The sequence below is a fragment of the Nocardia terrae genome (genome assembly GCF_009760405.1).
Lineage (GTDB): Bacteria > Actinomycetota > Actinomycetes > Mycobacteriales > Mycobacteriaceae > Nocardia > Nocardia terrae.
Genome location: NZ_WRPP01000002.1, coordinates 408,448 through 421,211, shown reverse-complemented (window position 1 = coordinate 421,211; position 12,764 = coordinate 408,448). Strand labels below are relative to the sequence as shown.

The window sequence follows — 12,764 nt, the reverse complement described above, 5'->3', positions numbered from 1 at the left end:
ACCATGATCACCTCGACCGGACGCAAAGGGGTCGGTGTGTCACCACAGCCGCCATTCGATTCGCTGTATCGGCACGGCTTCGCGCGGGTCGCGGTGGCGGTGCCGCCGGTGCGGGTCGCGGATCCGGGCTTCAATGCCGAGCAGACGCTGCTGCTGGCGCGCCGGGCCGCGGCCGAGCACGCGGTGCTGACAGTGTTTCCCGAGCTCGGGCTGTCCAGTTACACCGCCGACGACCTGTTCCATCAGGACGCGCTGGACTCGGCGGTCGGGGACGCGCTGCAACGCGTCGTGGACGAGAGCGCCGCCATCGATACCGTGCTGGTGGTGGGTGCGCCCGTGCGCGCGCAGGGGCGGTTGTTCAACTGCGGCATCGCGATCCATCGGGGACGGGTGCTGGGGGCCGCGCCCAAGAGCTATCTGCCGAACTATCGCGAGTTCTACGAGAAGCGGCAGTTCGCGGCCGCGCGCGAAGCCCTCGACGACCACATCGAGATCGCCGGGCAGCGGGTGCCGTTCGGGGCGGATCTGCTGTTCACCGCCACGAACCTGGCCGAGTTCACCTTTCACCTCGAGATCTGCGAGGACGGCTGGGTGCCGTTGCCGCCCAGCGGGTTCGCCGCACTGGCCGGGGCGAGCGTGCTGGTGAACCTGTCGGCCAGCAATATCGTCATCGGCAAGGCCGATTATCGGCGTGAGCTGTGCACCTCGCATTCGGCGCGGTATCTGGCCGCCTACCTGTATTCCGCGGCCGGGCACGGCGAGTCGACCACCGATATGGCCTGGGACGGGCAGGCGCTGGTGTGCGAGAACGGCAATGTGCTCGCCGAGGGTGAACGGTTCGCCCAGCATCCGCAGGTGGTGACCGCCGACATCGACCTGCGGCGGCTGGCCGCGGACCGGTTGCGCACGACCAGTTTCGCCGACACCGTGCACGACCATCGGGAGCGGCTGGCCCGGTTCCGGCGCGTCGAGGTCGAGCTGCCGGTACCGGGCGGGAAGGTGGCGCTGCGCCGTGAGATCCCGCGCTTCCCTTACGTTCCCGCCGATCCGGTCCGCCGCAACGAGCGCTGTGCCGAGGTGCATCGCATCCAGGTCGAGGGGCTCAGCACGCGGTTGCGGGCGACCGGGTCGCAGCGGGTGGTCATCGGCGTCTCGGGCGGACTGGACTCCACGGTCGCGCTGATCGTCGCGGCCGAGACCATGGATCGGCTCGGGCTGCCGCGCTCGAATGTGCTGGCCTACACCATGCCCGGATTCGCCACCAGCAGCCGGACCCTCGAGGATGCGCGCCGGCTCATGCGGGCGGTCGGGGCGACCGCGCACGAGATCGACATCCGGCCCTCGGCCATGCAGATGCTGCGGGATCTGAATCATCCCGCCGCCGACGGGGTTCCGCAGTACGACGTCACCTACGAGAACGTGCAGGCGGGCGAGCGCACCTCACACCTGTTCCGGCTCGCGAACATGCACAACGCGCTGGTCATCGGCACCGGCGACCTCAGCGAACTGGCACTGGGCTGGTGCACTTTCGGCGTCGGCGACCACATGGCCCACTACAGCGTGAACGCCTCGGTGCCCAAGACCTTGATCAAATACCTGGTCGCCTGGACCATCGACACCGACGGCCTCGGCCCCGAGGCGGGCGAGGTCCTGAAATCCATTCTGGCGACCGAGATCTCCCCCGAACTCGTCCCCGGCGACGGCGACGAACCCGTCCAGAGCTCCGAAGCCACCGTCGGCCCCTACGAGCTCCAGGACTTCCACCTCTACCATCTGCTCCGCTTCGGCGACCTCCCCAGCCGCATCGCCTACCTGGCCCACCATGTCTGGTCCGACCCCACCCGCGGCAGCTGGCCCGACCTCGTCCCCGCCGACCAACGCCATGAATACGACCTGCCGACCATCAAGCACTGGCTGGCCGAATTCCTGCGCCGCTTCATCCAAACCAGCCAATTCAAACGCTCGACCCTCCCCAACGCCCCGAAGGTCGGCTCCGGCGGCTCGCTCTCCCCGCGCGGCGACTGGCGCGCCCCCAGCGACGCCTCGGCCGCCGCCTGGCTCGACGAACTCGAGCGCAACGTCCCCGGCCATTTGTGATCGACACGACCGGACGCCAGGAGAGGCATCGGCACACCCGGGGGGCGAGCACGGAGGAAAGTCGGACGACCTTATCCGCCGCCACGATCGAGCGTGGTCCCGTTCCGGGTTCTCGCCGCCGGGCCGGGCCGATCGCGGTGCGGCCCCGACGCATCGCCGGGGCCGCACCGGTCCTACTGCTGAAGCAGTTCGCACGGCGCCGCCGAGAGAATCGCGTCGGTGCCATGGCGGCGCGCCGGGCCGTCGCCGAGTCCTACTGCTGCTGAAGCGGTTTACGCAGAGCTGCCAGGAACATGGCGTCGGTGCCGTGGCGGTGCGGCCACAGCTGCGCGCCCGGGCCGTCGCCGAGATCCGGGACGCCCGGGAGCAATTCGCGGGTGTCGAGCTGTTCGGCGCCGGTGCGGCGGACCACGTCGGCGACGATGGACACCGTTTCCGGCAGGTGCGGGGAACAGGTCGAGTAGACCACCACGCCGCCGGGGCGGACCAGATCCCATGCGGCGGTGAGCAGTTCACGCTGCAGGATGACCAGGTCCCGGACGTCGGAGGGCTGACGCCGCCAGCGGGCCTCCGGACGGCGGCGCAGCGCGCCCAGACCGGTGCAGGGCGCGTCGACCAGGATCCGGTCGAAGCCCGGGGTCAAGCCGCTGTCGCGGCCGTCGGCCACATGGATGTCGACCGGCAGGCCGCGGGTGGCCTGGCGCACCAGTTCGGCGCGATGCTCGGCGGGTTCGACGGCGTCGACGTGGAAGCCGTCGATATCGGCGAGCGCGGCCAGCAGCGCGGTCTTGCCGCCCGGCCCGGCGCACAGGTCGAGCCAGCGGCCGGTGTCCTCGCCCTCGAGCGGGGCCCGGGTAAGTGCCAGCGCGACAAGCTGACTGCCCTCGTCCTGCACCGCGGCCATGCCCTCGCGCACCGGTTCCAGCTTCGCCGGATCACCGCCGTCGAGATACACCGCGTAGGGCGACCAGCGGCCTTCCTCACCACCGGTGACCAAGGCCAGTTCCTCGGCGGTGATGTCGCCCGGCCGCGCGACCAGATGCACGGCGGGCCGCGCGTCATCGGCCTCGAGCACGTCGCGCAGCTCCCCGGCGTTCGCTCCGAGCGCGTCCGCGAACGCCTGCGCGATCCACACCGGATGCGCGTACTCGAACGCCAAGTGCCCCAGCGGATCCGACGGCGCCAGCCGCTCCACCCACTCCTCGGGCGTCCGCTCGGCCACCCGGCGCAGCACCGCGTTCACGAACCCGGCCCGCCCCTGCCCGTATTCGGCCCGCACCAACGCCACCGACGTATCGACGGCCGCGTGCGCCCCGATCCGAGTCCGCAACAACTGATACGTCCCCAACCGCAACGCATCCAGCAACGGCCCGTCGATCTCGTCCACGGCCCGCCCCGCGCCATCGGCGATCACGGCGTCCAACAACCCCATCGACCGCGAAGCGCCATAAGCCAACTCGGTCGCCAGCGCCGCGTCCCGCCCACTGATCTGCCGCTCCCGCAACAACTTCGGCAACACCAGATTCGCGTAGGCATCCCGCTCCCGCACGGCCCGCAACACATCCCGCGCCACGATCCGCACCGGATCGGCTCCGGCCTTCTCGGCCCGCCGAGCCGCGGCACTCCCGGATTCGCCACTACCCGACCGCTGATCGTCTCGACCACCGGCAGATGAATCACCGCGGCGGCCCTGGGATTTCCCGCCGCGCCCGGCCGAGCCGCCGAACGAAGCGGTCCGGCCTCCCGCACCGGGCCGATCACCCGAGCGACCACGATCGACCGATCGGTCCGCATCACGGCCCGCGCCGGAGCCTCCGCCACGCCGGTCCTCGTCCCGGCGAGCACCGCGATCGGCACCGGAGGCCGAATCACGCTTGCCGAAGGAGGATCCACCGCGCACGTCCTCGCGGCGATCGCCGGAACGACCGCCACCCGGCCGGTCCCAGCCCTTGCGCTCACCCCCGGCCGCCGTTCCGCGGCCACCACCGGCACTCGAGCCGTACCCGTCGCGCCCGCGGGCACCGCTCGTGGAACGGCCCGCGTCCGAATCACGGCCGCCGCCCTCGTACCCGCCGCGCCTGTCGTCGCTGCCGCGGTCCCAGCCGCGTTTGCCGCCGGACGCCGAATCGCGTCCACCGGAGGTGTGGTCATCGCGGCTACGGCCGCCGCGGGAGTTGTCCCACCCGCCATTGCGGTTGTCACCGGCCGACCGGTCGCGATCTCCGGAGGAGCGGCCGCCACCGAACGAGCGCTTCGCGCCCGAGTTGCGGTCGTCTCGTCCGCGGTCCGCGCCGGATCCGTATCCGTCGCGGCCGCGGAGGCCGCCGGAGGAGCGGTTCGAACCGGAATTGCGGTCGGCGGCAGGGCGATCGCCGCGGCCGTAGCCTGCGCGGCGCTGGTCTCCGTCGCGGGTGCCGTGTGCATCGCCGGGCTTGCCGCCCGCGCGGCCCTGATCACCTTGGGGCGGGGTCGAATCCGCGGCGGAGGAGCGGCGGAAGGGGCGGCGGGGAGGGGTGGCGTCGTCGCCGGGGCGGGTCACTCGAACACCGTGCCCGGCTCGAGGCGAGCGCCGCGGGCCCAGTCCAGGGCGGGCATCATGCGTTTGCCCGGGGGCTGGACCTGGGTGAGGCGGACGGCGGTGGTGGCGGTGCCCACGTAGACGCCGGTTTTGCGGACGTCGACGGTGCGGGCGGGGAGGGTTTCCTCCACCAGGTCGACGGGGCCGAGTTTGAGGCGCTTGCCGTCGAGTTCGGTCCACGCGCCGGGGGCCGGGGTGACCGCGCGGACGCGGCGGCCGATGGCGAGGGCGGGCTGATCCCAGCGGATGTGGCCGGCCTCGGGATCAACCTTGGGGGCGTAGGAGATTCCGTCGAGGGGCTGCGGAACCGCCTGGACCGTGCCGTCTTCCACACCGTCGAGGGTGGATTCCAGCAGCTGCGCACCGGCCTCGGCGAGGCGCTCGAGCAGAGTGCCCGCGGTGTCGGTGATCTGGATCTTCTCGGTCATGGTGCCGAACACGGGGCCGGTGTCGAGGCCCTTCTCGATGCGGAAGGTGGCCGCGCCGGTGTATTCGTCACCCGCGAGCAGCGCCGCCTGCACGGGAGCCGCGCCACGCCAGGCGGGCAGCAGCGAGAAGTGCAGGTTGATCCACCCGTACCGGGGGATGTCGAGAACGGCCTCGGGCAGCAGCGCGCCGTAGGCCACCACCGGGCAGCAGTCGGGGGCCAATGCCGTGAGCTGCTCGATGAATTCGGGTTCGGAGGGCCGCTTGGGCGTGAACACGGGAATCCCGTGCTCATCGGCGAGCAGTCCGATCGGCGAGCGGGTGACCTTGCGGCCGCGCCCGGCCACCGCGTCCGGCCGGGTCACCACCCCGACCACCTCGTGCCGCTTCGATTCGATGAGCCGCCGCAGCGACGGCACCGCCGGTTCGGGGGTTCCCGCGAAGACCAGACGCATATCAGCGGCTCCGTTCCCGGCTGCGGCTGCCACCGATTTCCGAGGCGGCCAGCACCGTGATTCCCTGTGTGAACCAGCCGGATTCGCGAATGGTCCGCATGGCGGCCTTGCGCGAATCGGTGTCGAGGCGCTGCAGGAACAGCACCCCGTCGAGATGGTCGGTCTCGTGCTGCACGCAGCGCGCCAGCAGCCCCTCGGCCCGGAATTCGACCGGCTTGCCGTCCACGTCGACGCCGCGCGCGACCACCGTCATCGGCCGCGTAACGTCGTGGCGCACACCGGGAATCGACAGGCAGCCCTCCGGCCCGGTCTGGGTCTCGGCGCCCTCCACCTCGAAGACAGGGTTGATCAGATGTCCCTTGGCGTCGCCGGTGTCGTAGACGAACACCCGTAGCCCGACCCCGATCTGCGGCGCCGCCATACCGACGCCCCCGCTCTCGTACATGGTGTCGGTGAGGTCGGTCACCAGCTGGCGCACCTCTCGATCGAACGTCTCGACCTCCGCCGCGCGGGCGCGCAGGATCGGATCGCCGAACAGGCGGACAGGCTGGATGGTCACGGGCAGCTCCCGATGGCTAACGAATACGGTCGTCTCATTTTACGGACGCCGCAGCGTGCTTCTGCCCCGATCCCGCACCTGCGCGGTGAGTCCGGCCGCGAATCGTGGCGTAACCCACAACCGGGCCGGACTCCGCACGACCGGTCAGGAGTGCGCCGCGAGGATCACGTCGCTGATGCCGGTGCCCAGCGCGACCGGCACGCAGGCCGGCGTCACCGCGTGCTCGGGGTCGAGCAGGTTGACCACCAGCCGCTGCACGTACGGGTCGTAGACCAGGTGGAAGTGCCCGGTCAGATCGTCGGAGCAGAGGTCCTGCAGGACGATGTTGGTGGCGCCCGCGCCGTGCAGCGCGATATTGGTGTTGGGCTGGATCATCTCGTCGACGCGGCTGCCGACCGTCGTGTACTTCACGCCCGGCACGGTGTCACCGCCCGCGTTCAGATCCCGGATGAACGGCGCGCCCGCCGCCTGCTGCACCGCCGCGAGCGACGAACCCATCTCGACGAGCGTGTAGATGCCGGGCACCGCGTCGGCGATCGGCACCAGCCCGTACATGACGCCGCCGTAGCTGGGCGAGGCCAGCCCGATCCACTGCCCGACCTTGGGCGCGCCGCCCAGCTTGTTGATCCAGTAGCGGGTCACGCTCGCGCCCTGCGAGAAACCGACCAGATCGACCTGTGTCGCTCCGGTGGCGGCGAGCACCTGATCGACGAAAGTCCCGATCTGCGCGGAGCTTTCCCACACGTCCTCGGTGCCGTAGCTGTCCTTGCCGGGCTTGCCGCCGTAGTTGAGCGCGAACACGCAGATCCCGGCCTGCGACAGCAGCGGGGCGATGCCCGACCAGTCGGAGTAGGCCGAGGAGTCGGTGCCGTGGGCGAGCACGACCGGGCGCGGATGTTGGGCGGTCGGCTTGCATCCGAAGTCGTTGGCGCCCTGGGGCGCAGCGTCCGGATGCTCCTTGAGATAGCGGGCCGCCGCCAGATGTTCGGTCTGGGGCGGCCCCTGTTGCGTCGGTACGTTGAGTACCGCTACGGCGGCCAGCGGTTCGGCCTGCGCGTATGTCCCCGTCGGTGTGGCGGCCGAGCCGATCACGGCGGCCGCCAGCGCCATTACCCCCACCGGTGCCACGCGGCGGATGAGCCCGCGGGTTCGGTTCCTCTGTTGTCCCATGTCACAAGATCGCATGGGGCGCTGTTGTCCCATGTCACGATCTTGACCGGTTTCAGCCCGAAAGTCCCGGTGGCATGCGGTGATTCGAGGCCATTACTTTTCGGGTGTGTCGTCCTCGGCGAGGATGCGGTACAACGAGCGGCGGGCTTCGGTGAGCACCTCGGCCGCCTTGGCCGCCTGCTCGGCATTGCCGACCGCCGCGACCTGTGCGACCGCGCCCATCAGCTGCCCGACCAGGCCGCGCAGATCGAGCGCCTGATCGCCGACGCCGTCCTTGACGTCCTGCCAGGGATCGCCGAGCTCGCTCTTGTTGGCCTCGACGTACTCGACGCCGGATTCGGTGAGCTTGGCCGTCTTTCGACCCGACACCTTCTCGATGATGACCAGGCCCTCGTCCTCGAGCTGCGCGAGCGCGGGGTAGATGGAGCCCGGGCTGGGCCGCCAGACGTCCTGGCTCTTCTCGCGGATCTGCTGGATCAGCTCGTATCCGTGCATGGGCCGCTCCTGCAGCAGCAGGAGGATGGCCGCCCGCACGTCACCGCGCCGACCGCGTCCGCCCCGGCCGCGTCCGCGACCGAAGCCGGGACCGAAAGCGCCGGGTCCGAAACCGGGACCGAAGTCCGGGCCGAAGCCCCGGCCGTGGCCGTGACCGTGACGGTGCGGACCGAAGTCGCCGCGCCCGCCGAATTCTCCACGCGGACCGCGAGGTCCGCCGCGACGCATCCGCGGATGTTCGGGGCCCTGCTGCTCTTCGGCGCGCAGTCGCCGCCAGGGGCCGCGGCCCCGTTCGATGTTGTCCATGTGTTCCATGGTCGTGCCTCCTTCAAGGCTCGTCGTTGTGTTTGTTGCTATCGACGATATATCGACAATCTATCCACAACAAGGGTGAGCTGTGACACAAACCGAACAGTTTGGACTTTAGATGGTCAGCAGGCCGTGCGTGCGGACGGCCTCCAGCAGCCCGGACGGGCGATCGACCGTCGCCAGGGGATCCACCAGGGCGAACGCGCAACCGAGAGCGCGAGCGCCCCCGTCGGCTTCATCGCTGTCACCGACCATGAGGGCGTTCCCGGGAGTCACGCCGAGGTTGTCGAGAGCCGATTTGAAGATGCGCGTATCGGGCTTGATCGCGCCGACCTCGAACGACAGCGCGAAGTCATCGATATATCGATGCCACCCGCGGTCGGCGAACGCCGGGCGAATGTCGAAGGCGATATTGCTGACGATGCCGACCCGCACGCCCGACTCGTGCAGGGCGCGCAGCACCTCGCCGGTATCCGGGTAGGGCGTCCACCCGTCCGGATCGAGCAGCAGTTCGTAGACCTGCAGCGCCTGCGCGGACGGGACACCCGTTTGCTCGAGCACCTCGAGATAGGCGCGGCGGTGCAGGGCCGGGTCGAGATCCCGGTTCTCCCAAGCGTATTGACCCTCGGTGTCGAATCGCACGATCTGCCCGACCGGTGCGGTCAAGCGCCGCATGATCTCGGCGATCTCATGGGTGTCGAGTGGACGCCCGTCGCCGTCGGTGAGTTGCGCGTCGTGGAATGCGGCCTCCTCGAATCGGAAAACCGTGCCGGAGAAGTCGAACAGCACCGCGTCGATCGCCATGCCGCCCACCCTACACAGGCGGCGCACGGTCAACCCGGTCCGCGAACCCCGACTCCTCCACTTGTCTGAGGAATTTGCTAGGGTGGGCGCATGACGGACCCGGTGCTGAACGTGGACGATGTGACGGTGGTGCGAGCCGGAAACCCCATCCTCCAAGGGGTTTCGCTCACCGTCCATGCCGGCGAGCACTGGGCGCTGCTCGGCCCGAACGGCGCGGGCAAGACCACCCTGCTGCGCATGCTCGGCGCCTTCGAGCATCCGACCAGCGGCAGCGTCGAGGTGCTCGGCCGCCGTCTGGGCCGTGTCGACATGCGCGCCCTGCGCGCGGGCATCGGCCACGTCGATCCGCGCCACACCCCCAGCGGCCCGATGACCGCGCACGAGGTGGTCCTCACCGGCGCGACCAATACCGCCGCCCTCGTCCCCCGCCGCGAGCCGCCCGCGGCCGAACTGGCCGAAGCCGACCGCCTGATCGACCTGCTGGGCCTGTCGCACCGCCGCGACGCCGACTGGCAGATCCTGTCCCAGGGCCAGCGCGGCCGCGCCCTCATCGCCCGCGCCCTGATGCCGAGCCCCCGCCTGCTGCTGCTCGACGAACCGGCCACCGGCCTGGATCTGGCCGGGCGCGAACAACTCCTGGAACGCCTCGACCTGCTCCAGCGCACCCACCCCGACCTCGCCTCGGTCCTGGTCACCCACCATCTCGAGGAACTCCCGCCCGGCACCACCCACGCCATGCTCCTGCGCGACGGCCACGCCATCACCGCCGGCCCCGTCGACGAGGTCATCACCACCGCCCACATCACCGCCTGCTTCGACCACCCCGTCCGCATCCTGCGCGACGAGGGCCGCTGGACCGTCCGCCCCGCCCAGTCCCAACCCGCCTGACCCCATCCCGATGAGCAGGCATCGGGAAACGCGAACAGCGAGGGGACCGCTTCCCGAATGCCTGCGCGGTGGAGCGGGACCCCCACCGCCCCAACCGAATTGCGCTCGGCCCCGCCGAGCCGGCCGAGCCCGAATCCGATCCCGCACCGGGTCCACGGCCTGCTGGAATCGAATCGGCCCACAGCGCGATGCCGCCTGGGCCGAAGGATGAGCCCGCGCCGCCTACTTACCCGCGGTTCAGGTCGCCGGGACGAGTGAGTCGATCCAGCGCTCCAGGCGGGCGCCTTCCGCCTCCATCATCGCCGGGTCGCGGAAGGTGTTGGTGAGCAGGGAGATTCCCTGGTAGGCGGCGAGCAGGGCGACGGCCAGTTCGCGGGAGTCGGCGCGGCCCAGGGCGGCGAACTGGGCGTCGATCCACTCCAGCAGGCCGCGCATGACGTCGGCGAGTTCGCGGTCGAGGCCGTCGGCGCGCTTGTCGAGTTCGGTGGCGAGGGAGCCGGAGGGGCAGCCGAATCGGGCGGCCAGGTCGCGTTGGGCGACCCAGCCGCGCACCAGGGCCTTGAGTCGTTCGGCGGGGGCGTCGAACTGCTCGAGGGCGGCGATGATCTCCTGCGCGGTGCGGGCGTGCGCGCTGATCGCGGCCTGGACCAGCTGGTCCTTGGTCTTGAAGTAGTAGTACACATTGCCCACCGGCACCTCGGCGGCTCGTGCGATATCGGCGATGGTCGTCTTCTCCACGCCCTGCTCGTGGAAGACCTTGGCGGCCGCGTCCGCGAGCCGCTCGCGCTTCCCCGATGCCCGAGACACTGAGTTAGTCATACAACTCACTATAGACAACGCCCGGTCGAGCCCTCTATGGTCGTTTTAAGTCAGCCAACTAACTCAGGAGTGAGACAGATGATCGTGGTGACCGGAGCGACCGGAAACGTCGGCGGTGCGCTGGTGCGCGAGCTCGCGGCGGCGGGCGAGAAAGTGGTCGCGGTGTCGCGGGGCGAGAAGCCGGTGGATCTGCCCGCGGGCGTCGAGCACCGCCGGGCCGATATCGGAAACTCGGAGAGCCTCAGCGCGGCGGCGGCGGGCGCGTCGGCGCTGTTCCTGCTCATCACCGGCCCGCAGCTGGTCGAGGGTCCCGCGCCCGCCGAGGAGCTGGAAACCGTTGCGGCGGCGGGCGTTCGGCGCGTGGTGTTCGTGTCCTCGCAGGGCGCGGTGACCCGGCCGGACAGTGACGGGTACGCGCGCACACTGGAGTTCGAGAAGGCCCTCGCGGCTTCGGATCTGGAGTGGACGGTGCTGCGGCCGGGCGGGTTCTTCACCAATACCTTCGCCTGGATCGAGCCGGTGAAGGCCCAGCGCATGATTCCCGCGCCGTTCGGGGATGTCGGCCTGCCGCAGGTGGATCCGGCCGATATCGCGGCCGTGGCCGCCGCGGCCCTGACCGGAGACGGCCACCACCGGCAGACCTACACGATCACCGGCCCGGAATCGGTGACACCGCGCCAGCAGGCAGCCGCACTGGAAGCCGTTCTCGGCGAGCCGATCCGGTTCGTGGAGCTCACCCGGGAGCAGGCGCGCGAGAACATGCTCCGCTTCATGCCGGAATCGGTCGCCGATCACACCCTCGACATCCTCGGCACCCCGACACCCGAGGAGCAGCTGGTCAGCGGGGATGTCGAGCGCGTACTGGGCCGTCCGGCAACCGGTTACGCCCAGTGGGCGAGCCGGGTGGCGCCTGCCTTCCGGTGAAATCACCGTTGAAGATTTAGTATGCATTAGCTTATCGTCTACCTATGCACACTACTTCTTTCTCCGAGGGCACCGTCCTGATGCCCTGGAATCCCGGCCCGCACCATCGTCATGCGGGCCCGGTGTTCGTCAGCGTCACCGACTTCCTCGCCGGCTCCGAGGAGGACGTGCGCGAGATCTACACGACCGGAATGGAACTGGGCCGAACCTGGCCGGTCATGCAGGGTGCGGTCGGGCTGTGGCTGTGGGGTCGCCCGTCGGAGTTCCGGGGCGGCTCGATCTCGGTGTGGGAGTCCGAGCGGGACATGCGCCGGTTCGTGCGGTGGCCCGTGCACACCGAGATCGTGAAGGCGTGGCGCGGCCGGGTCGGCATCGGCGTCGACTCCTGGCACGCCGAACAATTCGAGGCGGACGCGATTCTGACCCGCGCGGGCGACACGATCGAAAGGCCGCACGGGCGCGCCGCCTAATCTTGTCCGCATGACAGACCGTCCGGACTTGGCAGCGATGATCGTCCCCCTGGGCCGCGCCCTCATGGCGGCGGAGCAACCGGTGCTCGCCGCACACGGGCTCACCATGTGGGCGTATGTCGTGCTGCTGCGCCTGGACGAGACGACGACGCGCGGGCAGGGCGTGCTGGCCCAGGAGATCGGGGCCGACAAGACCCGCATCATCGCCGTGCTCGACGACCTGCAGGAGCGCGGGCTCATCGAACGCCGGCCGGACCCGGCCGACCGCCGCGCCCGCCTGCTCGCCCTGACACCCGAGGGCCGCAGCCTCCGCGACGCGGCACAGGCCGAGATCCAGGCCCAGGAGGATCGGCTCCTGGGCAAGCTCCCGGCCGCCGACCGCCGCGGATTCCTCAACGCGCTGATCACCTTGGCCGCGCTGCCGCGCGACGAGATCGTCGGCGACTGAGGCGGTCTCGGGTCAGGCGAGGCGGTCTCGGGTCAGGCGGCGACCGGCTCGGTCTGCAGGACCCGCCGGATCTCGTCCTCGAGCCGGTTGATCGCCCCCAGCGAGGACCAGGGGTCGGCGGTGAGGAGGCCGGGGAACTGGGGGCTGAACGCGATGTAGGCCGCGTCCTGCCGGGACCACCACACATCGCAGGGCACACCGAGCAGCCTGCGCTCGATCTGGTCGGCACGGGACAGGGCCTTGGATTTCTTGGTCATACCGGCGACTATGCCCCGGCGTGATCGCCTGGTATCGAAGACGAAGACCCCGATCGACGGGCCAT

Annotated in this window: 13 protein-coding genes; 5 read left to right on the top strand and 8 right to left on the bottom strand. The window is 70.3% G+C overall.

All coding sequences use genetic code 11. From position 1 onward, the window contains the following. Window positions 1–3 precede the first annotated feature (3 nt). Complete coding sequence (locus GPX89_RS11760) at window positions 4–2,097, top strand: NAD(+) synthase (protein ID WP_157387519.1); 2,094 nt, start codon at window positions 4–6, stop codon at window positions 2,095–2,097. A gap of 253 nt (window positions 2,098–2,350) precedes the next feature. Here GPX89_RS11760 and GPX89_RS11755 read toward each other — a convergent pair whose 3' ends face one another. The 6 genes from GPX89_RS11755 to GPX89_RS11730 all read right to left on the bottom strand — a co-directional run bounded on the left by GPX89_RS11755 (window position 2,351) and on the right by GPX89_RS11730 (window position 8,893). Further along, window positions 2,351–3,670: an RsmB/NOP family class I SAM-dependent RNA methyltransferase gene (locus GPX89_RS11755; protein ID WP_407939396.1), complete on the bottom strand. Its 1,320-nt coding sequence runs from the start codon at window positions 3,668–3,670 to the stop codon at window positions 2,351–2,353. Between the two features lie 962 nt (window positions 3,671–4,632). Beyond that, window positions 4,633–5,556, bottom strand: coding sequence for a methionyl-tRNA formyltransferase (gene fmt, locus GPX89_RS11750; RefSeq protein ID WP_157387518.1), 924 nt, complete (start codon window positions 5,554–5,556; stop codon window positions 4,633–4,635). 1 nt (window position 5,557) lies between these two features. Further along, window positions 5,558–6,115: a peptide deformylase gene (gene def / locus GPX89_RS11745; RefSeq protein ID WP_328601736.1), complete on the bottom strand. Its 558-nt coding sequence runs from the start codon at window positions 6,113–6,115 to the stop codon at window positions 5,558–5,560. 144 nt (window positions 6,116–6,259) lie between these two features. Continuing rightward, entirely contained in the window at window positions 6,260–7,225 is a 966-nt protein-coding gene (locus GPX89_RS11740) for an esterase/lipase family protein (protein WP_235947083.1), read from the bottom strand. Between the two features lie 153 nt (window positions 7,226–7,378). Next, on the bottom strand, window positions 7,379–8,086 hold the full coding sequence (locus GPX89_RS11735) for a PadR family transcriptional regulator (protein ID WP_407939395.1): 708 nt from the start codon (window positions 8,084–8,086) through the stop codon (window positions 7,379–7,381). 117 nt (window positions 8,087–8,203) lie between these two features. Then, window positions 8,204–8,893: an HAD family hydrolase gene (locus GPX89_RS11730; RefSeq protein ID WP_157387516.1), complete on the bottom strand. Its 690-nt coding sequence runs from the start codon at window positions 8,891–8,893 to the stop codon at window positions 8,204–8,206. Between the two features lie 90 nt (window positions 8,894–8,983). On the opposite strand from GPX89_RS11730, the gene GPX89_RS11725 reads away from it, so the two are divergent. After that, the gene (locus tag GPX89_RS11725) at window positions 8,984–9,781 is read left to right on the top strand and encodes an ABC transporter ATP-binding protein (protein ID WP_157387515.1); all 798 of its coding nucleotides are present in this window, start codon (window positions 8,984–8,986) and stop codon (window positions 9,779–9,781) included. Window positions 9,782–10,018: 237 nt separating this feature from the next. Here GPX89_RS11725 and GPX89_RS11720 read toward each other — a convergent pair whose 3' ends face one another. After that, window positions 10,019–10,600: a TetR/AcrR family transcriptional regulator gene (locus GPX89_RS11720; RefSeq protein ID WP_157387514.1), complete on the bottom strand. Its 582-nt coding sequence runs from the start codon at window positions 10,598–10,600 to the stop codon at window positions 10,019–10,021. Between the two features lie 78 nt (window positions 10,601–10,678). Here GPX89_RS11720 and GPX89_RS11715 point away from each other — a divergent pair, with 78 nt between their 5' ends. From GPX89_RS11715 to GPX89_RS11705, 3 genes are read left to right on the top strand one after another with little or no spacing between them, the layout of a single operon-like run. Continuing rightward, entirely contained in the window at window positions 10,679–11,524 is an 846-nt protein-coding gene (locus GPX89_RS11715; protein ID WP_157387513.1) for an NAD(P)H-binding protein, read from the top strand. A 44-nt stretch (window positions 11,525–11,568) separates the two neighbouring features. Continuing rightward, entirely contained in the window at window positions 11,569–11,994 is a 426-nt protein-coding gene (locus tag GPX89_RS11710; protein ID WP_157387512.1) for a hypothetical protein, read from the top strand. Between the two features lie 10 nt (window positions 11,995–12,004). After that, on the top strand, window positions 12,005–12,442 hold the full coding sequence (locus tag GPX89_RS11705; RefSeq protein ID WP_157387511.1) for a MarR family winged helix-turn-helix transcriptional regulator: 438 nt from the start codon (window positions 12,005–12,007) through the stop codon (window positions 12,440–12,442). A 32-nt stretch (window positions 12,443–12,474) separates the two neighbouring features. On the opposite strand, the gene GPX89_RS11700 is transcribed toward GPX89_RS11705, so the two are convergent. Further along, window positions 12,475–12,699: a hypothetical protein gene (locus GPX89_RS11700; RefSeq protein ID WP_157387510.1), complete on the bottom strand. Its 225-nt coding sequence runs from the start codon at window positions 12,697–12,699 to the stop codon at window positions 12,475–12,477. Window positions 12,700–12,764 lie beyond the last annotated feature (65 nt).